This is a genomic window from Azospirillaceae bacterium (genome assembly GCA_028283825.1).
Taxonomy (GTDB): Bacteria; Pseudomonadota; Alphaproteobacteria; order Azospirillales; family Azospirillaceae; genus Nitrospirillum.
Map to the genome: position 1 here is coordinate 697,667 of JAPWJW010000001.1, position 26,177 is coordinate 723,843.

The window sequence follows — 26,177 nt, forward strand, 5'->3', positions numbered from 1 at the left end:
AAGGCTACCGGCCCGCCGCCCTCTGGGGGGCGGGCTGTGCCGGCGGCCGCTGGAAGCCGTGGCGGTAGACCTGCTCCACCAGCGCGCGGTGGTCGGGCAGTTCGGCCGCCGCCTTGGGCGCCACGGTGCGCAGGCCCTCGAACTCCCGCAGCGCTTCATCCCTGCGGCGGTATTGGGCGCGTAGCGGTTCCATGTCGGTTTTGAAGCCCATGCCGTACAGGATGTACTGGTAGCTGGCCGGCAGGAAGGTCTCATGGTCGGCGATGAAATCGAACCGGCCGGGCGGGCGATGGGCCCACAGCGCCAACCGGTCGCGCAAAGATTCCGGGATGGTGGCCGGGTCGGTGTTGTCCCGCCAGAAGGCGGTATCGGTGCGCCGCGTCAGGCAATAGTGCAGCTTCAGGAAATCGACGATGCGCTCGTACCGCTTGTCCATCAGGGCGTTGAAGGTGCGCGCGGTGGGCGCCATGGCCGCCGCCGCGTCGCCCGGCTGGCCGCCCCCCTGCTGGCTACCCCACGGGAAGAACTGCGCGATCATGTGGGCAGCCACCTCGATCAACATGATGCCGGTGGACTCCAGCGGTTCGAAAAAGCCGCCGGACAGGCCCACGGCCACGCAATTGCCCACCCACTGCGCCGTACGGTAGCCGGAATTGAAGGTCAGCTGCCGGGCATCCAGCCCGTCGGTCGTGGGGCCGATATAGCGGCGCAGCACGGCCTCCGCACTTGCATCGTCCGTGTGCCGGCTGGAATAGACGTAGCCCACGCCCCGGCGGTTATCCAAGCCGATGTCCCAGGTCCATCCGGCCGTGTGCGCCGTGGCCACGGTGTATGACGGGATGGGCGCGTCCGGCCGGTCGTAAGGGACCTGAAGCGCCACGGCCCGGTCGGCGAACAGCACGTCGCCGCATCCCTTGAAGGGAACGCCCAGCGCCCGGCCGATGATCTCCGCCCGGAAGCCGCTGCAATCCACGTAGAGGTCGCCCGTCAGGTCGCCATGCTCGCGGGTCGTCAGGCGGGCGACGGCGCCGGCCCCGTCCAGCACCACCTGCTCCACCGTGCCCACCAGGTGGCGCACGCCCAGTTCGATGGCCACGGTGCGCAGCAAGGCGGCGAAGCGGCCGGCATCGAAGTGGTAGGCGTAGTTCAGCGGCGCGTGATAGGGCGGGTCGATGGCCCGCTTCGGCCCCCGGCTGGCGTCGGCCACGGTCTTCTGCAGGGTCACGGCTTCGGCGAAGGGCATGTCCCCCGCCAAGCCCATCAGCCAATAGGGCAGCAATTCCGGCCCATTCCCCTGGTGGGGGAAGTTGAAGGGGTGGAAATAATGGCTGTGGCCCGCCACGGCACCCCTGGCCTGGGTGGGGATGGCATCGGCGGCCGGTGCCGCCGCCCAATCCACGAAATGGACGCCCTGCTTGAAGGTGGCGCTGCTTTCCCGCAGGAAGCGCGCCTCGTCGATGCCGATGGCGGCCAGGGTGGACCGGATGGTGGGGAAGGTGCCTTCACCCACGCCGATGATGCCGATGTCGGCGGATTCGATCAGGGTGATGGCCACACCGGGGGCAGCACCCGCCGGGGCCCCGGCGCCCAGGACACGCGCCAGATAGGCTGCGGTCAGCCAGCCGGCGGTACCCCCGCCCACGATCACGACATGGCGCTGTCCGCCCTGTGCTGCGGTCATCGTTCCCTCCCGTTCCGCCACCCCTTGGCGCCGGGGCGGCCCTTCTTATGTTTCTCAAAGTCCTAGAGGCGGTTTCGCCCCAGGGTTGCCGCCTTATCGCTTGCGATACGGCAAGCGCTGAAGGGCATGAGGACAGAATATCACGCTTCCCGCCATATGACAGCGCTGTGCGACAACGTTGTCATAATTTTGTTGACAGCTTTGTCGGTCGGGCTAAACATGCGACCACAGAGTGCGGAGCCCCGCAAAGAGGGCTGCGTGCCTGCACATCCGCCTAAAGCGACAGCTAAAATAAAAGGGAGGAAGCGAGATGAAGGCGAGACTCGGACTCTATCTGCAAGCAGCGGCCATCGTGGCCCTATCCGGCGGCGCCTATGCGCAGACCGCCGCCACCCCCGCCGCTGAATCCGACACACTCGGTGAAATCGTCGTTACCGCGACCAAGCGCGAAACCAAGCTGCAGGAAACGCCGATCGCCGTGTCGGCGTTCAGCCAGGACAGCCTGGACAAGCAGCAGGTGAAGGACATCACCGACCTGGCGAAATACGTCCCCAGCCTGGCCTTCGGCCAGCAGGGCGACCAGAACGCCATCACGCTGACCCTGCGCGGCATCGGCAACGACAGCGCCTATACCGAAGTGGCTGACCCCGAGGTCGCCATGTACGTGGACGGCATCTATTCGCCGCGCGCCCAGGGCGCGTCCGTGCTGATGTACGACATGGAACGCGTGGAAGTGCTGCGCGGTCCGCAGGGCACCCTGTTCGGCCGCAACGCCACCGTCGGCGCCGTCAACCTGATCTCCGCCAAGCCGACCTTCGACAAGGAATACGGCAATGCCGAGGTGGTGGCCGGTTCCTACGGCCGCTTCGGCAGCCGCGGCATGTTCAACCTGCCGGTCAGCGACAAGCTGGCCTTCCGCGTCGCCTTCGTGTCGGAGAAGCACGACGGTTACGCCGATTACCAGCCTGCCCCCAACGTGGCGGGCGTGAACCCGGCGGCTTATGTCACCAGCGGGCCGAAGTACTACGCCGCCGACCAGAAGTCGTTCCGCGTCAGCGGCGCCTGGCAGCCGACCGACAGCTTCACCTGGGATCTGAATTTCGAGTGGTATGAGGACACCGGCACCCCGGTCGAACCGCTGATGCAGAACCCGCGTGCGGGTCAGACGCTGTGGTCGGTCCAGGCCGATACGGCGCCCTTCCAGGACCGTACGGCCAAGTCCGTCCACAGCAAGATGGACTACCAGATCAACGACTACCTGGAACTGACCTACGTGGCCGGCGCCTCCTGGCTGGGCGGGAACAACCAGGTGGACGCCGACGGCGGCACCCTGCCGCCGACCAGCGACAGCACGCCGTCCGGCGCGTTCGAACAGAACAGCACCGTCTGGTCCGCTTACGATTTCTTCAGCCACGAACTGCAGCTGAAGTCGTCGGGTGTGCACACCATCGACTGGATCGTGGGTGCCTACTACTCCCACGAAACCAACAAGATCCGCTTCGACATCGACCAGGCCAACGGCTACCGCCTGGGCACGTTCAGCTGGGCCGGCAGCTTCATCCAGGCCGATCGCGAGATCGAGTCCGCCGCCGGCTTCGGCCAGGCCACCTGGCATGTCACCGATGACATCCGCCTGACCGGCGGCCTGCGCTACACCCGTGATGACAAGTCGGACGTGGGTGGCCGCAACGTCACCTGTAACGGCTGCACCGAAGGCATCTTCGGCCGCGACCCGTACAGCATCCCCGGCTACACCGCGTCGCCCAACGACGTCTACGGCCAGTGGAGCAAGGCGACCTGGCTGGTCCGCGCCGACGCCGACATCATCAAGGACGTGCTGATGACCTATGCCAGCGTCGGCACAGGCTTCAAGTCCGGCAATATTGAGGACGGCGGCAAGCTGGCCGGGCCTGAGACGCTGACCAACTACGAAGTCGGCGCCAAGACCACGCTGTTCGGCGGCAAGGCCACCTTCAACCTGGCGGCCTATTACGAAGACTTCACCGGCTATCAGGTGAACCAGGCGGTGACCACCCGCGACGCGGCCGGCCATGTCATCGCCTCGCAGATCGTGACGCAGAACGCCAAGGGCGCCAAGGCCTACGGTATCGAGGCCGAACTGGCGGCCCGCATCACCAAGCAGGACACGGTCAACCTGTCGCTGTCCGCCCAGCATACCGAGCTGGAGGAACTGGAAAGCATCGACGCCCGCCTGTACAGCGGCGGCGATACCGCCCACCTGGTGGAACTGAAGGGCAATGAACTGCCCCACGCCCCGACCCTGTCGGGCACCGTCGGGTATGAGCACGTGTTCGACCTGCCCAACGGCGGCACGATCACGCCGCACGTGGCCATGCATTTCGAGACCCGCAGCTGGCTGTCGTTCTTCAACGTGCCCGTCTATGACGAGCAGAAGGCCTACACCCGCACCGATCTTAGTGTTCGGTATGATGCCCCCAGCGGCAACTGGTCGCTGGAAGGCTTCGTGCAGAACCTGGAAAACGCCAACATCAAGTCCAACGCCGGTTCCTTCGGGGCCCCGGCGACCCCCATCTGGACGGCCGTCTACATGCCGCCCCAGACCTGGGGGGTGCGTGCCCGGGCCAGCTTCTGATCCGGTTTGTTTGTTCGACTTCCCCGGGCGCTGGGGAACCCCAATTCCTTCCGTGCCCGGGTTTTCCCTTTCCAGCAGGATACACTCTCCCCGAATCCTGCGCCTTGGTGGGCGGCGCCCCCCAGCGCCGCCCACTTCTTTCCCTTTCTGCCCACGCCCCTTTGCCTGAACGCTCTTGGCCTCAACAGCGTCACGCCCCCAGAAGACGGGAGCCCCCATGGCCCAGCCGGAAAAGCGATCCATCACCATCCGGGAGGTCGCGGGCTTGGCCCAGGTGTCCATCAAGACCGTGTCGCGGGTTCTCAACCGTGAGGCCGGCGTTTCCAATGAGACGCAGGCGCGGGTGCAGGACGCCATCGCCCAGCTGGACTACCGCCCCAACCTGAACGCGCGCGGCCTGGCCGGCGACCGGTCCTTCCTGATCGGCCTGTTCTACGACAACCCCAGCGCCCATTATATGAGTGACGTGCAGACCGGCGCCGTGGGCCGCTGCCGCGAGGGCGGCTTCCATCTGCTGGTGGAACCGTGGGACAGTGCCGACCCCAAGGTTGGCGACCAGGTCATCAATCTGATTTCCCAATTGCGGCTGGAAGGCGTCATCCTGACCCCACCCCTGGTGGATCATGCCGGTGTGCTGGATGCGTTGCGCACATCGCGCATCCCCCTGGTGCGCATAGCACCCGATACCGACCGTGAGACGGCCCCCTTCGTCTACATGGACGACTACGCCGCCGCCCGGCAGATGGCCGCCTACCTGATCAGCCTGGGGCATCGCCGTATCGGTTTCATCCTGGGCCACCCCGACCATGGCGCCACCGAGCAACGGTATCGCGGGTTCCGGGACGAACTGGCCGAACACCGCCTTCCGCTGGATCCCGACCTGGTGCGGCCGGGCTATTTCTCCTACCGCGCCGGCATGGCGTGCGCCGAACATCTGCTGACCCTGGCCGACCGTCCCACCGCCATCTTCGCCAGCAACGACGACATGGCGGCAGCATCCATCGCGGTGGCGCAGCGCCTGGGGCTGCAGGTCCCGGCCGACCTGTCGGTGGCCGGTTTCGACGACACGCCCGTCGCCCGCATCATCTGGCCACAGCTGACCACCATCCGCCAGCCGATCGCGCGCATGGCGGCGGCGGCGGCCGACCTGCTGATCGACCGGGCGGTGCGCCGCCAGCCCTGGTCCTATCCCATGCCCCGCCGCCTGCTGGAGTTTGAGGTGGTGGTACGGGAATCGACCGCCCCGCCGCCGGCCCGCCCCCGGCGGTAAGCCCCCTCACCCCTGCGGGCTACCCCTACGGTTCGCATTCCCTGCCGCGCCGCTCCCCGGCACCATATAACTTGGGGATAAGGCGGGGAATTGACGACGGCGTTCCATGTCCAACTTGATCAATCGAATCACCGCCTGGTGGCTGGGGGAAGGGCCGGAGGATTCCCAGCCGCAGAACGGTGCCCGGGTGGGTGCCGGCCAGCCCATCACCCCGGATGCCGGGCCGGATGATTTCCAGGAACGGCTGGGCGCCATCCTGGACCACCAGTCCAAGATCGCCGCCGGCAGTGTCCAGATGCTGGGCCTGGAAAGCCTGCGGGACAGGCTGGGCCCCCGTTGGGGTGCCGTGCGCGACCGCGTGCACCAACTGGCGGATCGGCTGATCAATCAGGCGCTGGGTCCCAGCGATGTGGTTTTTCCCTACGGACCCGACACCTATCTGGTGGTTTTCTCCCAGATGGACGAACGGGCGGCCAGCCTGTTGTGCGCCCGCGTCCTGCAGGATCTGCAGCGCCTGCTGCTGGGCGACGCCGACACCGCCAGCATCGTGGTGCGCACGGCGGTGCGGCAGGTGTCGGGTGATCTGGTGCTGAAGCCCCACCGGCTGGCCGACCTGTTGTCCAGTGCTGCCCGGACGGGCGCCTTGAGCATGGCGGGTGGGGCGACGACGGGTGGGGGCGGCGTGCCCGCGCATTGGAAGACGACGGCTGACGCTGGTCCTCGAACGGGTCAGGGGCCGGCGGGACGCCTGGTTTCCGATCCGCGTGGCGACGGTGTCGGCGATCCGCAGTGGGGGGCGCTGCCCAGCCAAGGGGGCGGTCGTGCGCCACCCGGCTATATTCCCGTCCCGCCGGGCGCACCCAAGGCCGCCGGCGCGTTCGTGGTCACGGATGATGGTCCCCTGCCGGCCTTCAGCCAATCCGACGTGACGGCGGCGTGGGCGGCCCAGGCCCAGAGCGGGCCGCTGGAGATCGTCTATCGCCCGGTCTGGGATGCCACCCATCAGGCCTTGTGCCTTTACATCACCCGCGGCCGCCGTCTGCGCCGGGGCGGCCAGGCGACCTACGGGTATGACGCCATTCCCCAGATCAACGCCCCCGGCCCGATGTCGGCGGAGACCTTGCAGGCCATCCTGGACATGGATGAGGAAGCGGTGCGCCAGGCCATCGCCGCCTATCTGGAACTGTACGACAACCGCTTCCGCTTCTTCCTGTCCCTGCCGGTCCATTATGAGACGCTGGCCGGGGTTCAGCGCCGCCGGTCCTATGTGGCGCTGGCCAGCCGCATCCCGGCACATCTGATCCCGTTCCTGACCTACCATCTGGTGGGGCTGCCAGATGGCACCCCCACCGGCCGGCTGGCCGATTTCGTCATGGCGCTGAAGCCCTTCGGCCGCAACCTGATGGTGGGCGTCGATTTTGGCCGGCAGGACCTGGCGACCCTGGCCACCGCCGGGGTGAAGGGGGTGGGCATCATCCTGCCCAGCCTCGGGGCGCACGAACGGCTGGCCCTCGACCGCCTGGCCACCGAATTGGGGCTCATGGCGGCGGAGGCGCGGCGCAACCGGCTGAAGCTTTATGTCGAGGGCGTGGACACGGTTGAACTGGAGGCCATGGTGGACCGCGTCGGCGCCGACTTCGTCGCCGGCGACCTCATCGGCGGCTGGACCGAGACGCCGGAACATATCGTGCGTATGTCCCGCCGCGAACTGCTGTCCAACACCCGCCCGCCGCCATAGGGGAATAAGGGCCGCTATTGCCGCTGCGGCAACTGGGCCCGCAAGCGCGCCGCTTCGCCCTGGTCCTGGGCAACACCGTCGCCTTGGCTGTACAGGTCGGCCAGCATGGCGATGGCGGTGGGGTCATTCTTTTCCGCGGCCTTGCGCAGCCAGCGTGCGGCCTCCGCCGGATCGCGCGCCACCTCGGGATCTTGCAGGTACATCTTGGCCAGACGGACTTGCGCCTTGACGAAGTCCCCGTTCGCCGCTTGCTGGAACAGCCGTATCGCATCCGTCGTGCTGTGGGGCACACCCTCGCCCTTGGCGTATTGGACACCCAGGTCGAATGCTGCCTCGGCGGAGCCTTTTTCGATCGCCGTCTGGTTCAGGCTCGCGGCCTTGGCGGTATCCCGCTCCACGCCCGCGCCCAGATAATAAAGCTTGGCCAGTTCCGTTTGCGCCGACGCCAGCCCCTGGTTGGCGGCAAGGTTGAACAGGCGCGCCGCTTCCGACAGGTTCTGTTCCACGCCGGTGCCATCGACATAACGCAAGCCCAGGAAATACTGGCCGTTGGCGTTGCCGGCCTCCGCCGCCTGGCGGAACAACTCCAGGGCCTTCGCCCGGTCTTGAGGAACGTACCGGCCATTATCGTAGATGGTGCCGAGGGCCACCATGGCTTCGGTGTCACCTCGCTCGGCATGCGCCTTTATGCTTGAGACGACCATCGCCGCCTCTTGGCGGCTAGGATTCGGCGATATGGTCGCCTGGACGGTCGGTTGTGGATCGGCTCCTGCCGTGGCGGCTGTGCCCAGGATCGCGAACGACAGCAGCACGGCCGGAAACGGCCGCCATGAGCAATTCCGCATCTTCCCCAAAATCCCCCAAAAGCCATGTTCGACTATCAACCAATCTGGCCGGTCGGAGGTTCTGCACGCAAGAGGTCAGTGGTTGGGCAGTTTCGCCCGCAGCCGTGCCGCCTCCGCCGGGTCCTTGGGGGCGCCATCACCGTTGGCGTACATCTTGCTCAGCAAGGTGATGGCGCCTTGTTCGCCATTGTCCGCGGCCTTGCGCAGCCATTGCAGGGCACGGGCGTCGTCCTTGGGCACGCCTTCACCCTGATGGTATTGGTAACCCAAGGCGAATTGCGCCGGGACCCAGCCGCTTTCCGCCGCCAGGGTGTTCCAGCGTGCGGCTTCCACCGGGTCCCGGGTCACGCCGACGCCGGCCAGATACAGGGCCCCCATCTGGCCCTGGGCACGGGCGAAGCCTTGGTTGGCCGCCTGCTTGTAGAGGCGCGCCGCCTCCGTCGGGTTCTTCTCCACGGCTGTGCCGGTCTGATACATCCAGGCCAGGTTGGTCTGGCCGGCGGGGTCGCCTTGCCGGGCACCCAGTTTGTAAAGACGGGCGGCCTCGTTCAGGTCCTTGGGCACGCCGCTGCCGTTTTCATAATGCCAACCCAGGGTGACCTGGCCACGGGCGTTGCCCTGGTCGGCCGCCAGCTTGTACAGGCGTGCCGCCTCCACCGGGTCTTTGGGCAGACCGTTGCTGCCTTGGTCGTACAGCACCGCCAGGCCGACCTGGGCCGTGGCGTTTCCCTTGTCCGACGCCTGGCGCAGATAGGCCAGGGCCTTATCCTTGTCCACCGGCACGCCCAGGCCTTGGCCATAGGCGCGCGCCAGTTCCACCATGGCGCCGGCATCGCCCTGCTTGGCCAGCGTCTGTAATGTGGGCAGGGCGGCGGCATAGTCCTGCCGCGCCATCGCCAGCCTGGCGATGGCCAGGTCGCTGGCCGGGTCGGCCAGGGCCGGGGTGCCGACGGTCGAACCCAGGACCAGCCCCAGAACCACCAGGGCGGCGGACGCCAGCCGGGAGAGGTACCGCGGCGCGCGCTGGCGCCAGGGCTGTGTGCGGGACGGGGACTGTGGCATGGGGCAACCTTCCTTCACCGGAACCAGGCAACTCGGGGGCGGCATGCAAGCCCTCGGGGGGCCTGATGTCAGGTCCGTAGGACCTCGCGCAGCCAGCGATTGGCGGGGTCGTCCTCACTGGCGCGATGCCAGTAGAGATTAAACGCCAGCGCCGGCATGTCCAGAGGTAGCGGCAGGATGGTCAGCGCGCCCCGGCTGCCGTCCACCATGGGTTGGCTGTGCCGGCGGCCCATGGTCAGCAACAGGCCGCCACCCTTGAGGCCGGTTTCCGCCACCACGCGGCAGGCCGTCTCATACCGCTGACAGCGCAGCGCGATGTGCCGCTGGATGCCCAACCGCGCCAGGGCATAATCCTCCACCGCCGGCCCGCTGCGGCGGGAGGAGACGGCGATGTGCGACGCCGCGCGATAGCGGTCCAAATCCAGCGGGGCATGGCCGGCCGCCGCCACCAGACAATAGTCATCGGCCAGCAGGGGGGCGTGGCGCAGGTCCGGGTCCGGTGCCAGGGCCACGTCCACCGCCAGGTCCAGACGGCCGCGTGCCAGGTCGGCCTTCATGGTCGCCCGGTCCAGCCGGACGCTGTCCAGATGCGCGCCGCCCAATCTGGCGCCCGCGCCCAGATGGTCGCGCAGGCGCGCCGCCATGCCGGGCAGCAGCGTAGGCTCCACCGCCTCCGGCATGGCGATGACGACCTGGCGCAAATCGCGGTCAGGCTGGAATTCCTGCGCATCGGCCAGCGCCCGGCTGAGGGCGGACAGCGCCTCCCGCACCCGGGGTGCCAGCCGGCGCGCCAGGGCGGAGGCGGTGACGCCCCGGCCGTCGCGGGGGAACAGCGGTTCGTCGCCGGGACCCAGATGGGGCCCCAACTGGTCGCGCAGCCGTGCCAGCGCGTGGCTGACCGCTGATTGCGACAGCGCCAGTTCCTCCGCTGCCCGGGTCAGGCTGCCCGCCCGGTAGACGGCGTCGAATACCCGCAGCAGGTTCAGGTCCAGCCGCGACAGCTGGCGTGAATCATGAACATCATTCATGGTTCATCGCGCATAAACTTCCCATCCGTTCATGTCAATCCGGCGTTACACTCCCCCGGACAGATAAGGCCGCACGAACGGCCGACGGGAGGAAACACCAATGGACTTCCAGCCCAGCGCCCGGGGCCAGGACTACCTGGACCGTGTCCGCCGCTTCATCGACGACCATATTCGCCCGGTGGAGGCCCAGTATTGGCGCGATGTGGCGATCCATGACGGGCCCGACTGGCGCGCCTGGCGGGTACCGCCGAAGATGGAGGACCTGAAGGCCCGCGCGAAGGCGGAGGGCCTGTGGAACCTGTTCCTGCCGGACGCCGAACTTGGGGCGGGTCTCACCACCCTGGAATACGCCCCTATCGCCGAGGCCACGGGCCACAGCCTGATGGCCCCTGAGGTGTTCAACTGCAACGCCCCCGACACCGGCAATATGGAGGTGCTGTGGCGTTACGGCAGTGCGGCACAGAAGGATGCGTGGTTGCGTCCCCTGCTGGCCGGTGACATCCGGTCTGTCTTCTGCATGACGGAGCCGGAGGTGGCCTCATCCGATGCCACCAACATGGCGGCCACGGCGGTGGTGGACGGGGATAGTGTGGTGGTGACGGGCCGCAAATGGTGGTCCAGCGGCATCGGCGATCCCCGCGCGCGCATTGCCATCGTCATGGCCCGCACGCCCGATGAGGGTCGCGACCGGCATCACCAGCATTCCATGGTGCTGGTGCCGCTGGACACGCCCGGCGTGCGCATCGAACGCATGCTGCCGGTGTTCGGTGCCTGGGACGCCCCCCATGGCCATGGCGAGGTGGTGTTCGACCGGGTGCGGTTGCCGGTGGACAACATCATCGCCGGCCCCGGCATGGGGTTTGAGATCGCGCAGGGCCGCCTTGGCCCCGGCCGCATCCATCACTGCATGCGCTGCCTGGGGGCGGCGGAGGCGGCCTTGGCCCTGATGGTGGACCGGGGCATGGCCCGTACCGCCTTCGGACGGCCGCTGATCGACCTGGGTGGTAACCGCGAGCGGGTGGCGGAGGCCCGCGTGGCCATCGACCAGGCCCGCCTGTTGACCCTTTTCGCCGCCTGGAAGATGGACAAGGTGGGCACGCAAGCCGCACTGACCGAGATTTCGGCCATCAAGCTGGTGGCGCCCGGTGTGCTGGAAAAGGTGGTGGATGACGCCATCCAGATCCATGGCGGTGCCGGTGTTTCCGGCGACACGCCGTTGGCGGGGTTCTACGCCCAGGCCCGCTCCCTACGCCTGGCCGACGGGCCGGATGAGGTGCACAAGGCCATGATCGCGCGCCTGGAACTGGCGCGGCGTGGATACAAGAAATCAAGAGGGGAGGGCTGAGCCATGGCTATCACGCCGAAGACCGGCAGCGGCGGCGGCCGCATCTTCATCACCGGTGGCGCCAGCGGCTTGGGCCTGGCCCTGGCGCGGCGCTATGCCCGCGCCGGCTGGCGCGTGGCGGTGGGCGATGTCAACGCCGCGGCCATGCAGGCGGCCGTGGCGGAATTGTCCACGATCGCCCCCGATGCCTTCGCCATTCCCTGCGACGTGCGCGACGACGCGGCCCTGCCGGCGGCGGCGCAGGCGCTGGTCCAGCGCTGGGGCGGGGTGGACATGGTCGTCAACAATGCCGGCGTGGCCCAGGCCGGCAACATCGACGACACGCCGCTGGATGACTGGCGCTGGATCATCGACATCAACCTGATGGGCGTGGTGCGTGGCTGCCGCGCCTTCACGCCGATGTTCAAGGCGCAGGGCCACGGCTATTTCGTCAACACCGCCTCCATGGCCGGCCTGCTGGATATGCCGACCATGGCCGCCTACAACGCCACCAAGGCGGCGGTGGTATCCTTGTCGGAAACCCTGCAGCACGAATTGGCGCCCAACGGCGTGGGTGTCAGCGTCATCTGCCCCTCCTTCTTCAAGACCAATCTGGCCGACAGCCTGCGCACCACCGACCCGCGCCTGCGCGCCCGGGTGGACAAGCTGCTGAACAAGCCCGGCCTCACGGCGGACGACGTGGCGGACTTCGTCTACCAGGGTGTGGCGGCGGGGCGCATGCACCTGCTGCCGCACAAGGACGGCCGCCGCTTCTGGCTGATCAAGCGCCTGCTGCCCCGTGCGTGGTACGTGGCCTTCATCAACAACCGCGCGCGCAGCATGGCGGCACCATCGCGCAAGGCCGCGCCGCCGCAGCCGGCCTCGGGCACGCCATGACGGGACCGGCGCGACCGGTGATCGACCGCGCCGGCCCTGTGCGTAGCGGCGAGGGGCTGGACGCGACGGCGGTGGACCGCTGGCTGCGGCAACTGCGCCCTGACCTGCCGGGCCCGCCCACGGTGACGCAGTATTCCGGCGGCGCCTCCAACTGGACCTACCGCCTGGCGTACGGGGAAGACGGGGCGGATGGCGACTTCATCCTGCGCCGCCCGCCGGCCGGCACCAAGGCCAAGTCCGCCCACGACATGGGCCGCGAATATCAGGTGCAGCGGGCCCTGAAGCCCGTCTTTCCCTGGGTTCCGGCCATGGTGGGGTTGTGCCGGGACGAAAGCGTCATCGGCGCCGATTTCTACGTGATGGAGCGCATCGCCGGCGTCATTCCCCGTGCCAACCTGCCGCGCGGCCTGGATCTGGGGCCGGCGGAGGTGCGCCGCCTGTGCCTGGCCATGGTGGACAAGCTGGTGGCCCTGCACCGGGTGGATGCGGGCGCGGCCGGCCTGTCTGGCCTGGGCAAGGGCGATGGCTATTGCCGCCGCCAGGTGGAGGGGTGGTCCGGCCGTTACCAGAAGGCGCGTACCTGGAACGTGCCGTCCTTCACCCGCGTGCGCTCCTGGCTGGCGGCCAATACGCCGAAGGATGTTGGCGCCTGCGTCATCCACAATGACTGGCGCTTCGACAATCTGGTGTTGGACGCGGCCGACCCCACCCGGGTGATCGGTGTACTGGATTGGGAAATGGCCACCATCGGCGACCCGCTGATGGATCTGGGCGGGGCGCTGGCCTATTGGGTGCAGGCCGATGACGATTTCTTCATGCGTTCCATCCGCCGCCAGCCCACCCATTTGCCCGGCATGCTGACCCGGGCGCAGGTGGTGGAGCATTACTTGGCGGCCATGGCCGACCGGCTGGACGTCAAGGCGGTGGACTGGACCTTCTATGAGGTGTTCGGCCTGTTCCGCCTGGCCGTCATCGCCCAGCAGATCTACTATCGGTATCATCATCGCCAGACGCGCAACCCGGCGTTCAAGCGCTTCTGGCTGCTGGTGGCGTATCTGAACTGGCGCTGCCGTCGCACCATACGCCGGGCAGGAGGGTAGGCCATGGTGGCGCTGTACCTCATCCGACACGGACAGGCGTCGTTCGACGCCGACGATTACGACCGGCTGTCGGCCGTGGGCCTCGATCAGGCCCGGGTCGTGGGGCGGGCGCTGGCCGCCCGCCTGCCGCGGGTGGATGCGGCGGTGGCGGGCACCCTGACCCGTCAGCGGGATACAGGTGCGACCTGCCTGGACGCCATGGGGGTGCGGGGGGCCATTCCCTTCACCGTCGATGCCGACCTTGATGAATACGATGCAGCTGACCTTATCGGCCGTCATCGTCCGGACTTGGCCGATGCCGCGACCTTGCGTGCGGAACTGGCGGCCACGCCTGATCCCCGCCGCGCCTACCAGGCCCTGTTCGCCGACGCCGTCGCCCGGTGGATGAGCGGCCGGTACGACCATGAGTATGCTGAGGCCTGGCCCGTCTTCCGCCGCCGCTGCCTGGCCGCGATGACGCGGGCGGCGGTCCTGGGCGGCACCGTCCTGGTCTTCACCTCCGGCGGCCCCATCATGGCGGCGGTGCAGGCTGTGGTGGGCCTGAACGGCGCGCCCGCACGGCAGGTGCACTGGGGCCTGGTCAATGGCGGGGTCACCAAATTGCTGGTCCCGTCCAAGGCCGCCGGCCGCATGGGCCCCGACTGGTCGCTGGCCAGCCTGAACGAACACGCCCTGCTGGAGGCCCAGCCGGGCCTGCTGACCTATCGCTGAAGGATCCCCCCGTTCATGGTGGCCAAGACCATCCTGATCACCGGCGCCAGTTCCGGCCTGGGGCTGGGCATGGCGCGCGAATTCGCCCGCCGGGGCCGCGACCTGGCCCTATGCGCCCGCCGCACCGACAGGCTGGAGGCGCTGCGCGAGGAATTGCTGCGCGACCACCCCGGCATCCGCGTCGTTGTCCGTCCACTGGACGTCACCGATCATGCGGCGGTGTTCGAAACCTTCCATTCTTTCGATACCGGAATGGGTGGCCTGGATCGTATCATCGTCAACGCCGGCATCGGTTCCGGCCGCCGCATCGGCACCGGCCATTTCGCCGACAACCTGGCCACCGCCCAGACCAACTTCGTGGCCGCCCTGGCACAATGCGAGGCGGCGGTGGAGTTGTTCCGGGCTCGTAATAAGGGCCATCTGGTGGTGGTCTCATCCATGAGCGCGCTGCGCGGCCTGCCCAAACACCTGACCGCCTATGCCGCCACCAAGGCCGGACTGGCCGCCCTGGCGGAAGGCATCCGGGCGGAACTGCTGCACACCCCCATCCGCGTCACCACCCTGTTCCCCGGCTACATCCGCACCGAACTGAACGCCGGCGCCAAGCGCCTGCCCTTCGCCATCGACGGTGAGTTGGGCAGCCGGCTGCTGGTCCGTGCTATCGAGCGTGAACCCGCCAAGGCCTACGTCCCCGCCTGGCCTTGGGCCCTGCTGGCGCCGGTGATGAAGGTGCTGCCGCTCAGTGTGGTGGCGAAGCTGGCTTAGGCGCCCTTGCGCCGGCGGCGCCAGACCAGACGTGCAATCCAACCCGCCAGCGCCACCACGGGCAGCCATGGCAACATCCGGGCGGTGAAGGTCACGACCCCCGCCAGCGAATCCACCAGGATGTCGCTGAACCCCTTGGCCGCCGCCTTCAGGGGGCGCCAGTCCACGCCGTCGGGTCTGGGCTCGTCCGGCATGGCCCCTTCATAGCGGATATCGACCTTCACCATCTCCGTCTGGGTGCGTAGATAGTCGCGTTGGGCGGTGGCGCTTTCAATGTCGCCCTGCACCTGGGCCAGCGTGTGTTCAAGGTTGATCAGGTCGCCCACATTCTTGGACGCGGTTTGACGCAGCAGGGCGGTCAGACGGTCGCGCAGGGCGATCTGGGTTTCCAGCCGCTTGTCCACGTCCAGCACGGCCAGCGTCTTGTCCTCGCTGGTTTCGGTGTGGCCGGTGATTTCCGCCGGCGGGGCTGCCAGGCTGGTGGTGAAGGACGCAAGTGCCGCCGGCGGCAGGCGCAGGCTGGTGTGCGCGTTGACCCATTTCCCGCTGGAGCTGCGATTGATCTGGGATTCCACGACCTCGCCCCCCAGTTGGGCACAGGCATCCAGGTGGCGGCGCTGGGTCGCCTCCACCGCGTCGGCTGGTACGCGCAAGGTATAGCTGTGGCTGACGGCCATATATTTGCGCGTCGCCATCTGAGGGACCGGCGCGCTTATGGCGAAGTCTTCCTTGGCACCGGGAACCGGGGCCTGCGCCCGTACGGCGACCTCCACCTTCTTTTCCGGCGTCTTGCCGCAGGCGGTGACGGCCAGGCAAGTGGCCAGGACAATGGGCAGGCTGGACCTGCGGGCGAACCCCATCATGCGCGATCCCCATCGGCAAATTGTGCGATGGCCCACCTTGATAACCAAGGGTGGCGGATGTGCGGAGGAATCTTGGCTTTATTGCCATCATCGCCGTTGGAGGCCGCGCCCGATGGCGGAGATGGTCAAATCCTGTCCAACTGGTCATGTTTCCCCTTATCCCGTCGGCCAAGCCATTGACAGGGGCCGGATGGGCCGCCATCAACGGCGGGGGTGGATGGTGACGGTGATCGGGGGCTGGTGGTGAAGGTTCGGATCTGGCCGGTGGCGGCGGTGTTGGTGGCGATGGGCTTGGCCCTGCTGGGAACGGCACCCGTGCGGGCCGCCGGGGCGGCATCGGAACAGCCGCCCTTCCTGCTGGTCAGCGACCTGCATTTCAACCCGCTGGACGATGCCGCCATCGCGGCGCGCCTGGACGCCGCACCGGCCAAGGACTGGCCCGCCATCCTGGACAGCGTGCCGGGCCGCCGGCTATCGACCTATGGCAAGGACAGCAACTGGTTCGTGCTGCGCGCCGCCTTCGCCGCCATGCGGCGGGCCCAGGCGCATCCCGCCTATATCCTGCATACCGGCGACATGCTGGCCCACGATTTCCGCGAGACGTTCGAGGCGGCACTGCCGGTCCACAAGGGGGATGAGGCGGCCTATCGCGCCTTCACGCTGAAGACGGTGGCGACCCTGATGGAAACCCTGCGGGCCACCTTCCCCGGCGTGCCGGTGCTGACGGCGCTGGGGAACAACGATAGCTATTGCGGCGACTATGCCGTGGAGCCGGCCGGGCCTTTCCTGGCCGACACCGCCCCCTTGGTGGCGGCCGGTTTCGGGCGGGCGCTGGCGGCGCGGGGCGATGCCGGCGCCATCGGGCGCGACTGGCGCGCGGCCGGCAACTACGCCATTCCCCACCCTACACTGCAGGGCGTGCGCATCCTGTCGTTCGACACGGTGATGCTGACCCGCAAGTACCAGAACAGCTGCGGCCGGCCTGGCGACACGCCGCAGCAGACCGCGCTGGCCTGGCTGCACCAGGCGCTGGCCGACGCGAAGGCGGCGGGCGAAGGCGTCTGGCTGATCACCCACGTGGTGCCGGGCATCGATGGCTACGCCACCGGCAACGCCTGGGCCAAGGCGGAGAAAGAAGCAGCCCCCGGCGCCGCCCCCGCCTGCACCGCACCCACCGAACTGCTGGCCCCGGGCATGGAGGCGGCGTTCGAACAGGAACTGGCGCAGTACCATGACATCATCCGGGTGATGTTCGCCGGCCACCTGCATATGGACGACATGCGCCTAGTGGGGCCGCCCGGCGCCGGCGTGCTCGTGCTGGTGACGCCGGCGATCAGCCCCGTCTTCCTGCAGAACCCGGCGTTCAAGCTGGGGCGGGCGGCGGCGGACGGTACGGTCGAGGACCTCACCACCTACATCATGACCAACCTGCCCGACGGCCCGACGGTGGAAACCGCCCACTGGAGCGCGGAATACGACACCGCCCGGGCCTGGGGCACGCCGACGCTGACGGCGCAGACCCTGCACGGCATCATCGCCCATATCCGGGACAGCACTGCCGCCCGCGACCAGTACCACACCTTCTACAGCGTGGGCCGTCCGGACGTATCGGCCATGACCCCCGCCAACCAGCAGCTTTACCTTTGCGCCCTGGACCACACCCTGGCCCCGGACTACACGCGCTGCGCCTGTCCGGCGCCCTGACCCTGAGAGAAGCCGCCATGACGCGCCGTCTTGTCCCCGCCCTTTGCCTTGCCTTGGCCCTGGCGGGTTGCGTCGCCCAGCCGGCACCGTCCACGGCACCAATGGACCTGCCCAACCTGGGTGTGGTGAAGACCCAACTGCTGGCCTATCACGACAGCGGCGCCTACGACCGCGACCTGGCGCGGGTGGCGGGCGAGGCCGGGGCCTGGATCAAGGCGCGGGCCGCCAGCCTGCCGGCGGGCACCAAGCCGGCCCTGGTGCTGGACATCGACGAGACGTCGCTGACCAACTGGCCGCAGCTGAAGATCAACGACTTCGGCTACATCAAGGCCGGCGGCTGTGATATGGACCAGGGCCCGTGCGGTTCGCCAGCGTGGGAGATGATGGGCCAGGCCGCCGTCATCCAGCCGACGTTGGAGGTCTATCGCCAGGCGCGGGCGGCGGGTATCGCCGTCTTTTTCATCACCGGGCGCCCGGAATCGGAACGCGACGCCACGGCGCGCAACCTGGCGTCCGCCGGGTATGAGGGCTGGGCCGGCCTGGTGCTGCGCGGGCCCGGCGCCCACGGCCAGCCGGCGGCGGTCTACAAGACGGCGGAACGCGCGCGCATCGAGGCCCAGGGCTACACCATCATCGCCAACATGGGCGATCAGGATAGCGACCTGGCTGGCGGCCATGCCGAACGCACCTTCAAACTGGCCAATCCCTACTACTTCATCCCCTGAAACGCTTCGCGCCCGCGTCATTGACCCGACGCGACCTTGCAAAGGTGTCGGGGTTTCCCGCATCCTCCGGCCATCCCTTTCGACGCGGAAGGGGACAGCCTTGGGGGGCGGGGGATGAGCGGGGAAATGGATGCGGCCGGCGGCCTGTTGGAAGGCGGGCTGGTCGCCCGGGCCGTTGAACAGGAACGTCAGGGCGGGGGCGGTCACGCACACGGTGCGGCTGGGCACCACGGGGATGATCACCATCGCTGTGCCAACTGCGGCACGCACCTGGCGGGGGCCTATTGCCAGGCCTGCGGCCAGGTGGGCCACGTCCACCGGTCCATGCTGCACATCCTGGAAGAATTCTTCCACGGCATCCTGCATTTCGACAGCAAGGTGTGGCGCACCTTCCCCATGCTGGCCTTCCGGCCGGGGGACCTGACGCGGCGCTATGTCCACGGCCACCGGGTGCGCTACGTCTCGCCGCTGGCGCTGTTCCTGTTCTGCGTCTTCATCATGTTTTTCGCCCTGTCCTTCCTGGATGCGCCGGACAAGGTGCTGAACGGCAATCCGCTGGCGAACATCGACCACAAATCCGTGGCCGAAGGCCGGGTGGAGTTGGAGAACGCCATCAACGAGGCCAAGGGCGACCTCAAGGACGCGGAGCAGGACCTGGCCGAGGCCCGCCAGGATGGCGGCAACGCGGACAAGGCGACGGCCCGGCGCGACAACAAGGCCCAGGAACTCAAGGTGGCGGAGGCCATGCTGGGTGCCTTCGACGCGGCGGCCAAGGCAGGACTTAAAGCGGCGGGAAAGGTGGCGCACGACCCGGCCGACGCCACTGGAACGCCGGCTTCGCCATCCGAGCCGGCCACAGACGCGGCGGGCAAGGCCAAGAAGATCTGGTCAATCGCGGACGAACCCACGGGCGATGAACCGCAATGGGCCCGTGCCGCCAAGCGCCTGGCCGATTCCGAAGACCTTCACGTGGGCATCCCACAGTTGGAGGAGCATGTCCGTCACGCGCTGCGCAACCCGGAACTGACCTTCTACAAGATCAAGGCGTCGGCCTCGAAGCTGTCCTTCCTGCTGGTGCCGCTGTCCGTGCCCTTCATCTGGCTGATGTTCGCCTTCAAGCGCGGGGTCTATCTGTACGACCATGTGGTCTTCGCCCTGCACTCCCTGTCCTTCATGGCGGTGCTGACGGCGCTGGCGGTGCTGCTGTCGCGTCTGGGGGCGGGCACGGCGGCCCTCGGCAGCCTGCTGTGTTTCGTGCCGCCCATCCACATGTACGCCCATCTCAAGGGCGCCTATCGCCTGGGTGTCTTCTCCGCCCTGTGGCGCACCTGCGTCCTGCTGTGGGTGGCGACCCTGGCGCTGACCACCTACCTGGTCTTCATCATCTCCGTCGGTTTGGTGGAATAGACGGCCTCAGTCCGCCGCCGATTCAAGGCCTTCCGTCAGGCTGGCGGCGATGTTGCGGGTGGCGACGGTGGCGTCGGGGTTGTCCAGCGGCAATACCCGGCGGCCCTGCCGGGTATAGGCCAGGGCCGCGCGGATCTGCGGATCGTTGCGGAACAGGGCCATGAACGACCCGTCGGCATAGGCCTGGTACAGGCCGTTCAGCAGCATGTCGGCCAGCCGGTCGTTGTGCTTGGCCACGAAGAAATAAAGATAGAAATCGCGGTACAGCAGGGCGACGTCGCGGGCCACCGACACCGCGTCGCCGGCGGCCTGGGCGCTTTCCACCTCGCGGTCGATGTCCAGGCTGCTGCGCGGCAGGGCGTCGGCCCGGCCGGCGGCGAGATCGCCGTAAAGATCGCCGCCTTCCCGCACTGACAGGCCGGCGGCGCGCAGCAGCCCGGCCTCCGGCCATCCCCGGCCCTGCGCCAGGGACAGGCCCGAGAGGCCGCGCTGGATCTTCTCCTCCCCGGCCTCGCCCACCGCCAGCATGCGATACCCCATCAGGCCCCGGTCCAGCGGAATGCGCACCGGCTGGAAGTGCGCCTCCAGCGCCGGCGTGGTGGCCAGCCACGTGACATCGACCGTGCCGTTGTCCGGCTGGTCCAGCAGGCGCAGCACCTGGGCGGAGGGCAGGGGGTGATCATCGATCTTGAGGACATAGGGCTGGCCGCTTTTGGACAGCGCCAGTTTCAGCACCTGCAGCACATAGGCGGGCGCGGTGCCCTGGTTCAGGGCGTGGACCACCAGCGGTGCCGGCGTGGGCGCGCCGCCCGATGGTGGCGCCATGCCACCCAGGTCGATGGGATCGTCACCGCTGGCGCTGATGGTGCCACTGGCGGCCGTTTCGTCCACCGCCGCGGCGACAGCCGGCACGACCATGGTCACGATTGAAATCAACAGCAGACAAGCGGCAACCAGGGACGCCTGTCCCTGCCGGTTCAAAGTACGCATGGCACAAACACATCCTGGGCCCCCTTCTGCCAAGGGGACCGGCATCGCTTGGTGGTGGCTGTCCCTCGGCAGGCTTGGCCGCCCGACGGGGACTTTTATTTGGTGGGCAAACCTTACATCACGTTTGTACCGGGGTGGAGTCCTTAAGGAATGCGTTTCGATCCCGCCGGCTATTCCCCAAGACAAGGCTTGGGCATTTACGCGCAAAGGTGGCGTCTCTTCAGATGACCTACCGGATCATTTCCATGCATATTCTTTAAAAATCAAAATGATGACAAGTTGTCGCAGCTGTTCTTTCCATCCTTGGTTTTAATGCATCTTTAACCGAGGGGGTCGTGAATACCAGGGTCGTATCCGTCTTCTTGCCCGGGTGGTTCCATCCCGGGGGGCGGTGCTTTCAAGAAGTCGTATCCGCCGAAAGGAAAGACCATGGCCACCTGGCGCAACCTTCCCATCCGCATCAAGATCCTCCTCGCCTTTTTCGTGGTTTTCGCCACCACCATGGCGCTGGGGCTGTTCGGCCTCAGCCGCACCGCAGCCGTGAATGCCGCCGCGGTCGAAATTCGCGATGACTGGTTGCCGTCCACCGTCAGCCTGGGCCGTCTGGCCGCAGCGGTGAACGGCGTGCGGGTGATCGAGGCGCGCGCCATCATCGCCGCCATCGCCGGCGACAAGGATATGTTGGGCAAGGGGGCGGAGCAATTCAACCAGGCGGTCGCCGACGCAGACAAGGCGCGCGCGGCATACCAGTCCATGGTGGCGGCCGGCACGAACGACGAAACCCTGATGAAGGAATTCGACGCGTCCTGGGCACAGTTCAAGACCATCAGCGCGCAGGTCCAGGCGCTGGCGATGAAGGGCGACAACGCCGGCGCCCTGCCGCTGTTCCTGGGGGATGACTTCAAGGTCTATCAGGCGGCGTTGGCCAAGGTCATGGCCGATAATGATTTCAACGGTGCGGAAGGCAAGAAGGCGGCCGACCATGGGGCCGCGATCTACGGCACCGCCCAATGGAGCACCTGGGCCGCCATCCTGGTATCCGCCCTGCTCAGCGCCGGCGCCACCTTCGTCATTGTCGCCGGCGTGGTGAAGCCCATCGTGCGCACCACCGGCGTGGTGGAAACCCTGTCCAAGGGCGACCTGGCCGTCACCGTCACCGACACCGATCGCAGCGATGAGGTCGGCACCCTGACCCGTGCCTTGGAGGTGTTTCGCGACGGCATGGTGAAGGCCCGCGATCTGGCCCAGGTCCAGGAGCAGGAACGCCAGGCCAAGGAGCGGCGCGCCCAGGCGCTGGAGACGCTGGTCCGGGGCTTCGAAGCCAAGGTGGCTGAAATGGTCGGCACCTTGGCGGGCGCCGCCACCGAGATGCAGGTCACGGCGCAGGGCATGGCCAGTACGGCGGAACAGGCCAACGCCCAGTCCAGCGCCGTGGCGGCCGCGGCCCAGCAGGCTTCCGCCAACGTGCAGACGGTGGCCGCCGCCACGGACGAGATGGTGGCCACGGTGCAGGAGATCGGCAGCCAGGTGGAAAAGTCGCGCACCATCGCCACCAAGGCCATCGCCGAGGCGGAAGAGACCGGCGCCACCGCCCGCCAACTGGCCAACAGCGCCCAGCGTATCGGCGAGATTGTGCAACTGATCAGTGATATCGCCGGGCAGACCAACCTGCTGGCCCTGAACGCCACCATCGAGGCGGCGCGGGCCGGTGAGGCCGGCAAGGGCTTCGCCGTCGTGGCCAGCGAGGTCAAGAGCCTGGCCAACCAGACCTCCAAGGCCACCGGCGACATCGAAAGCCAGATCGGCGAGATCCAGGCGCTGACCAGCCAGGCGGTGGCCGCCATTGAAAGCGTGGGCCGCACCATCAACGACATGTCCAGCATCGCCATGGCCATCGCGTCGGCCATTGAGGAGCAGTCGGCCACGACGTCCGAGATCGCGCGCAGCGTGAACGAGGCCGCCAAGGGGACGGAGGAGGTGTCGCGCAACATCACCGGCGTGCATGAGGGGGCGGTGGCGACGGGTGCCGCCGCCAGCCAGATCCAGGACGCCGCCCGCGACCTGTCGCACCAGGCGGAAAACCTGAATGGGGAGGTCGCGACCTTCATCAGCGGGGTCAAGGCCGCGTAAGGCGCGTTGGCCGGGAGGGGGGCTTTAACGAAGGGGCCCCCCTTCTGCTATGGATTTTTAATGCGCGGCCGGCGGCTGAATGGGGTGTCTCACCCATACCCCGGATGCCCGCCATGGATCTCGCCAGCTTTCTCGATCTTGTCGTCTATTACACCCAACCCACCCAACCGGCGCCGTGCCCTGTGCCGGCTGACTGGTCCTACGCCACGCCGCCGCATCTGGCCGGGGGCGGGTCAGTGTCGCTGGACCTGACCGCGGGACGCGTGTGGGTGCGCGATTGCCGGCGCGAGGGCGACTTCCCCCTGGCCCAGGTGGCCGTGCAACCCATCCGCCCTGCCGACCTGGCCCGGCCGGAGGCCTTGGCCCAGATGGTCATCTGGGCGGGTGAGCCCGTGCCCTGGCGCTTTCGCATCCCCTGCGGCTCCTGGCGGCAGGCGCGCACGGTGACGGCGGAACTGTCCCTGCTGCTGGACCGCGCGGCGACCGACATGCCCGCCCGTTGTCTCAGCTTCTGACCGGCCGAAGTTCTCTTCCTCGCGGCCTAATCCTTTTGTGCGACGCAAAACCTTCTTCGCGCATGCGAGATGGGGCGGGTATACTGCCGGCCGCGATAGCCCGTCGGATACGACCGGAGAGGACAAAGCTTATGGCTTTCACCGAAGCGACCAGCCCGAAATCGCCCTTCGACCTGCCCGCCGACATACCGGATCCCACCAGCCTGTGGCCATTCCGCATGTGGCAGGACGGCATGGGCTACGCCATAGACGCGTGGCAGCGTGGCGCCCTTGTGCTGGACGTGCTGCGCCAGCGTGGCGCGCAATACCATGAACACATGGCGCAGACGGCACCCACCGTCCTCAGCTTTGACAGTGAGACAGTGCTGGACGGCGCCACGTTGCCCCGGCCGGTGAATTATTCGCTGCAGCGCATCATTCCGCCCCAGGGTGTGGACCTGGATCTGAAGAAGCGGCCCTTCGTCATCGTCGATCCGCGCGCCGGCCACGGGCCCGGCATCGGCGGCTTCAAGTCGGATAGTGAGATCGGCGTGGCGCTGGCCGCCGGCCACCCCTGCTATTTCATCGGCTTCCTGCCCCGGCCCATTCCCGGCCAGACGGTGGAGGATGTGATCGCGGCTGAGGCCGCATGCCTGGAAAAGGTCATCGAACTGCACCCCGATGCAGAGGGCAAGCCGGTGGTCATCGGCAATTGCCAGGCGGGCTGGCAGTTGATGATGACGGCGGCCATCCGGCCGGACCTGTTCGGTCCCATCATCATCGCCGGCTCACCCCTGTCCTTCTGGGCCGGCCTGCGCGGGCAGGACCCCATGCGCTACAGCGGTGGCCTGCTGGGTGGCAGCTGGCTGACGGCCTTCGCCAGCGACATGGGTGCCGGCCTGTTCGACGGCGCCTGGCTGGTGCAGAACTTCGAAAGCCTGAACCCCGCCAACACCCTGGTCGGCAAGCAATACGGCCTGTGGGACAAGGTGGATACCGAGGCCGCGCGCTATCTGGGCTTTGAGAAATGGTGGAACGGCCACGTCCTGCTGAACGGCGAGGAAATCCAATACATCGTCGACAAGCTGTTCGTGGGCAACCGCCTGGCCACGGCCGACATCGTCACCAAGGACGGCGTGCGGGTGGATCTGCGTGCCATCCGGTCGCCCATCATCGTCTTCTGTTCCAAGGGCGACAACATCTCGCCCCCGCCGCAGGCGCTGGGCTGGATCAACGATTTGTATGAAAGCGTGGACGACATCCGTTGCCACGGCCAGACCATCGTCTATGCCGTGCATGAGAGCATCGGCCACCTGGGCATCTTCGTGTCGTCGTCGGTGGCCCGCAAGGAACACCGGGAGTTCGCCTCCAACATCGATTTCATCGACGTGCTGCCCCCCGGCCTGTACGAGGCGCAGATCCTGCCGGCGGAGGCCGCGCCCTCCGGCAAGTCGGGGCAGGAGGGCGACCCCAACGTCCTGCGGTTCGCCGCGCGCAGCACCAATGACGTGGCGGCCCATGTCCAGTGCCAGGCCGACGACGAACGGCGCTTCGCCACCGTGTCGCGCCTGTCGCGGGTGACGCTGGGCCTGTATCGCGATTTCGTGCAGCCTTGGGTGCGGCAGTTCATCAGTGAGGATACGGCCGAAACCCTACGCAACCTGCATCCCCTGCGCGTCAGCTACGAGATGTTCTCCGACACCAATCCCTGGCTGAACGGCGTGCCCGAACTGGCCGCCGCGGCCCGCCGCGACCGCCGGCCGGTGGGGTCGGAGAACGTGTGGCGCAAGCTGGAACAGCAGGTGGCGCAGCAGATGGAAACGGCGCTGAACATCTATCGCGACCACCGCGACGCGGCGGGCGAGGCGATGTTCATGGGCATCTACGGCCATCCGCTGACCCAGGCGCTGTTCGGCTTGAACGCCGATGACGCCCCACCGCGCACCCATCCGGGTGAGACGCCGGAACACCGCCGCTTCCTGGCCGAACAGGGGGCCGAACTGCGCCAGCGCCTGCATGAGGGCGGCCCGCGCGAGGCCGGCATGCGGGCCCTGCTGCACGTGGCGTTGGCCGAGCGCATGGCCGACGCCCGCGGCTTCAACGCCCTGCGCGCGTTGCGCGACACCCATGGCCGCGGCCTGGAACTGGCGCAGTTCAAGCAACTGGTGCGCGACCAGTACCTGATGCTGCTGCTGGATCCGGCGGGTGCCCTGGAAACCCTGCCCGAACTGCTGGCCGGCGCCACGGCGGAGGAGATCACCCGCGTGGCCGACAACCTGCTGGCCGTCGCCGGTGCCGCCGGTCCGCTGGACACCAGGGGCCAGGAACGGCTGGACAGCCTGGTGGCCCTGTTCCGCGACCTGGCCGCCAAGGCGCCGAAGGCGGACGCCCCCAGCGCCAAGGCCGAGGCGGCACCGCCCAGCACCGAAATCACCGAGCCGGCCAAGGTTGAACCGGCCCCTGCCGAGCCGGCGAAAGCCAAGCCCGCCCGCGCCCGACGGGTGAAGGCCGCCCCGGCGCCGAAGGAAGCGCTGCCGGCTGAAACCTCCGTCGTGGAGGGCGAACCGCTGCCGGAGTCCAAACCCGCGCCGTCGCCCGAGGTGAAGGCGGCGACGGAGCCCAAGCCCGGTCCCGTGGCGACCGCCCCGGTGACGGTGCCCAAGCGGACCCCCGCCCCCCGTCGGGCCAAAGCGCCCCGGCGGTGAACAACGGCCACGATTAGAGCGGAACGCGATCAGGTGGAATCACCTGATCGCGTTCCGCTCTATCCTGCTCTAACTGGCCAGGATTCACGCACCCCGCGTGTAAATCCTTGTGGTTGATGCCCTT

Annotated in this window: 20 protein-coding genes; 14 read left to right on the top strand and 6 right to left on the bottom strand. The window is 67.8% G+C overall.

From position 1 onward, the window contains the following. Window positions 1-4: 4 nt before the first annotated feature. Window positions 5-1,681 carry a tryptophan 7-halogenase gene (locus PW843_02680; GenBank protein MDE1145512.1) on the bottom strand — a complete coding sequence of 559 codons (1,677 nt, stop codon included), beginning with the start codon at window positions 1,679-1,681 and terminating at the stop codon, window positions 5-7. Window positions 1,682-1,991: 310 nt separating this feature from the next. Here PW843_02680 and PW843_02685 point away from each other — a divergent pair, with 310 nt between their 5' ends. The 3 genes from PW843_02685 (at window position 1,992) to PW843_02695 (ending at window position 7,303) form a co-directional block, all read left to right on the top strand. Next, window positions 1,992-4,295 carry a TonB-dependent receptor gene (locus PW843_02685; protein ID MDE1145513.1) on the top strand — a complete coding sequence of 768 codons (2,304 nt, stop codon included), beginning with the start codon at window positions 1,992-1,994 and terminating at the stop codon, window positions 4,293-4,295. A 217-nt stretch (window positions 4,296-4,512) separates the two neighbouring features. Continuing rightward, entirely contained in the window at window positions 4,513-5,565 is a 1,053-nt protein-coding gene (locus PW843_02690) for a LacI family DNA-binding transcriptional regulator (GenBank protein ID MDE1145514.1), read from the top strand. A gap of 106 nt (window positions 5,566-5,671) precedes the next feature. Then, a complete protein-coding gene (locus PW843_02695) occupies window positions 5,672-7,303 on the top strand; it encodes a hypothetical protein (protein ID MDE1145515.1) in 1,632 nt (543 codons plus the stop codon). Between the two features lie 14 nt (window positions 7,304-7,317). Here the strand turns inward: PW843_02695 and PW843_02700 are convergent, their stop codons facing one another. From PW843_02700 to PW843_02710, 3 genes are all read right to left on the bottom strand, one after another. Then, the gene (locus PW843_02700; protein MDE1145516.1) at window positions 7,318-8,007 is read right to left on the bottom strand and encodes a tetratricopeptide repeat protein; all 690 of its coding nucleotides are present in this window, start codon (window positions 8,005-8,007) and stop codon (window positions 7,318-7,320) included. A 216-nt stretch (window positions 8,008-8,223) separates the two neighbouring features. Beyond that, the gene (locus tag PW843_02705) at window positions 8,224-9,210 is read right to left on the bottom strand and encodes a tetratricopeptide repeat protein (GenBank protein ID MDE1145517.1); all 987 of its coding nucleotides are present in this window, start codon (window positions 9,208-9,210) and stop codon (window positions 8,224-8,226) included. A gap of 68 nt (window positions 9,211-9,278) precedes the next feature. Then, complete coding sequence (locus tag PW843_02710; GenBank protein MDE1145518.1) at window positions 9,279-10,238, bottom strand: LysR family transcriptional regulator; 960 nt, start codon at window positions 10,236-10,238, stop codon at window positions 9,279-9,281. A gap of 100 nt (window positions 10,239-10,338) precedes the next feature. Here PW843_02710 and PW843_02715 point away from each other — a divergent pair, with 100 nt between their 5' ends. The 5 genes from PW843_02715 to PW843_02735 are packed head-to-tail and all read left to right on the top strand — an operon-like array spanning window position 10,339 to window position 15,035. After that, window positions 10,339-11,583 carry an acyl-CoA dehydrogenase family protein gene (locus PW843_02715; protein ID MDE1145519.1) on the top strand — a complete coding sequence of 415 codons (1,245 nt, stop codon included), beginning with the start codon at window positions 10,339-10,341 and terminating at the stop codon, window positions 11,581-11,583. 3 nt (window positions 11,584-11,586) lie between these two features. Further along, window positions 11,587-12,459, top strand: a complete 873-nt coding sequence (locus tag PW843_02720) for an SDR family oxidoreductase (GenBank protein ID MDE1145520.1) — start codon at window positions 11,587-11,589, stop codon at window positions 12,457-12,459. Further along, window positions 12,456-13,559 (top strand): phosphotransferase family protein, encoded by a 1,104-nt coding sequence (locus tag PW843_02725; GenBank protein MDE1145521.1) that lies wholly within the window; start codon window positions 12,456-12,458, stop codon window positions 13,557-13,559. Before PW843_02720 ends, PW843_02725 begins: the two co-directional genes overlap by 4 nt. Window positions 13,560-13,562: 3 nt before the next feature. Beyond that, on the top strand, window positions 13,563-14,270 hold the full coding sequence (locus PW843_02730) for a phosphoglycerate mutase family protein (GenBank protein MDE1145522.1): 708 nt from the start codon (window positions 13,563-13,565) through the stop codon (window positions 14,268-14,270). A gap of 15 nt (window positions 14,271-14,285) precedes the next feature. After that, entirely contained in the window at window positions 14,286-15,035 is a 750-nt protein-coding gene (locus tag PW843_02735; protein MDE1145523.1) for an SDR family oxidoreductase, read from the top strand. Here PW843_02735 and PW843_02740 read toward each other — a convergent pair. After that, window positions 15,032-15,898 (bottom strand): DUF4349 domain-containing protein, encoded by an 867-nt coding sequence (locus PW843_02740; protein MDE1145524.1) that lies wholly within the window; start codon window positions 15,896-15,898, stop codon window positions 15,032-15,034. The genes PW843_02735 and PW843_02740 overlap by 4 nt on opposite strands. Before the next feature lie 243 nt (window positions 15,899-16,141). Between PW843_02740 and PW843_02745 the strand changes: the two genes are divergently transcribed. The 3 genes from PW843_02745 (at window position 16,142) to PW843_02755 (ending at window position 19,734) form a co-directional block, all read left to right on the top strand. Then, window positions 16,142-17,602: a metallophosphoesterase gene (locus PW843_02745; protein ID MDE1145525.1), complete on the top strand. Its 1,461-nt coding sequence runs from the start codon at window positions 16,142-16,144 to the stop codon at window positions 17,600-17,602. A 17-nt stretch (window positions 17,603-17,619) separates the two neighbouring features. After that, a complete protein-coding gene (locus PW843_02750; protein MDE1145526.1) occupies window positions 17,620-18,327 on the top strand; it encodes an HAD family acid phosphatase in 708 nt (235 codons plus the stop codon). A gap of 114 nt (window positions 18,328-18,441) precedes the next feature. Continuing rightward, window positions 18,442-19,734: a DUF3667 domain-containing protein gene (locus PW843_02755; GenBank protein MDE1145527.1), complete on the top strand. Its 1,293-nt coding sequence runs from the start codon at window positions 18,442-18,444 to the stop codon at window positions 19,732-19,734. Between the two features lie 6 nt (window positions 19,735-19,740). Here the strand turns inward: PW843_02755 and PW843_02760 are convergent, their stop codons facing one another. Next, complete coding sequence (locus PW843_02760) at window positions 19,741-20,658, bottom strand: hypothetical protein (GenBank protein MDE1145528.1); 918 nt, start codon at window positions 20,656-20,658, stop codon at window positions 19,741-19,743. A gap of 495 nt (window positions 20,659-21,153) precedes the next feature. On the opposite strand from PW843_02760, the gene PW843_02765 reads away from it, so the two are divergent. From PW843_02765 to PW843_02775, 3 genes are all read left to right on the top strand, one after another. Further along, the gene (locus PW843_02765) at window positions 21,154-22,854 is read left to right on the top strand and encodes a methyl-accepting chemotaxis protein (protein ID MDE1145529.1); all 1,701 of its coding nucleotides are present in this window, start codon (window positions 21,154-21,156) and stop codon (window positions 22,852-22,854) included. 113 nt (window positions 22,855-22,967) lie between these two features. Further along, window positions 22,968-23,369 (top strand): hypothetical protein, encoded by a 402-nt coding sequence (locus PW843_02770; GenBank protein MDE1145530.1) that lies wholly within the window; start codon window positions 22,968-22,970, stop codon window positions 23,367-23,369. Window positions 23,370-23,500: 131 nt separating this feature from the next. Continuing rightward, window positions 23,501-26,053 carry a DUF3141 domain-containing protein gene (locus PW843_02775; protein ID MDE1145531.1) on the top strand — a complete coding sequence of 851 codons (2,553 nt, stop codon included), beginning with the start codon at window positions 23,501-23,503 and terminating at the stop codon, window positions 26,051-26,053. The last annotated feature ends 124 nt before the right edge of the window (window positions 26,054-26,177 follow it).

Coding starts and splice junctions, on each gene's coding strand:
- PW843_02705 (MDE1145517.1), bottom strand. CDS start 9,210: ATGCCACAGTCCCCGTCCCGCACACAGCCCTGGCGCCAGCGCGCGCCG.
- PW843_02750 (MDE1145526.1), top strand. CDS start 17,620: ATGACGCGCCGTCTTGTCCCCGCCCTTTGCCTTGCCTTGGCCCTGGCG.
- PW843_02710 (MDE1145518.1), bottom strand. CDS start 10,238: ATGAATGATGTTCATGATTCACGCCAGCTGTCGCGGCTGGACCTGAAC.
- PW843_02725 (MDE1145521.1), top strand. CDS start 12,456: ATGACGGGACCGGCGCGACCGGTGATCGACCGCGCCGGCCCTGTGCGT.
- PW843_02695 (MDE1145515.1), top strand. CDS start 5,672: ATGTCCAACTTGATCAATCGAATCACCGCCTGGTGGCTGGGGGAAGGG.
- PW843_02680 (MDE1145512.1), bottom strand. CDS start 1,681: ATGACCGCAGCACAGGGCGGACAGCGCCATGTCGTGATCGTGGGCGGG.
- PW843_02730 (MDE1145522.1), top strand. CDS start 13,563: ATGGTGGCGCTGTACCTCATCCGACACGGACAGGCGTCGTTCGACGCC.
- PW843_02770 (MDE1145530.1), top strand. CDS start 22,968: ATGGATCTCGCCAGCTTTCTCGATCTTGTCGTCTATTACACCCAACCC.
- PW843_02700 (MDE1145516.1), bottom strand. CDS start 8,007: ATGGTCGTCTCAAGCATAAAGGCGCATGCCGAGCGAGGTGACACCGAA.
- PW843_02715 (MDE1145519.1), top strand. CDS start 10,339: ATGGACTTCCAGCCCAGCGCCCGGGGCCAGGACTACCTGGACCGTGTC.
- PW843_02765 (MDE1145529.1), top strand. CDS start 21,154: ATGGCCACCTGGCGCAACCTTCCCATCCGCATCAAGATCCTCCTCGCC.
- PW843_02775 (MDE1145531.1), top strand. CDS start 23,501: ATGGCTTTCACCGAAGCGACCAGCCCGAAATCGCCCTTCGACCTGCCC.
- PW843_02690 (MDE1145514.1), top strand. CDS start 4,513: ATGGCCCAGCCGGAAAAGCGATCCATCACCATCCGGGAGGTCGCGGGC.
- PW843_02685 (MDE1145513.1), top strand. CDS start 1,992: ATGAAGGCGAGACTCGGACTCTATCTGCAAGCAGCGGCCATCGTGGCC.
- PW843_02755 (MDE1145527.1), top strand. CDS start 18,442: ATGAGCGGGGAAATGGATGCGGCCGGCGGCCTGTTGGAAGGCGGGCTG.
- PW843_02740 (MDE1145524.1), bottom strand. CDS start 15,898: ATGATGGGGTTCGCCCGCAGGTCCAGCCTGCCCATTGTCCTGGCCACT.
- PW843_02720 (MDE1145520.1), top strand. CDS start 11,587: ATGGCTATCACGCCGAAGACCGGCAGCGGCGGCGGCCGCATCTTCATC.
- PW843_02735 (MDE1145523.1), top strand. CDS start 14,286: ATGGTGGCCAAGACCATCCTGATCACCGGCGCCAGTTCCGGCCTGGGG.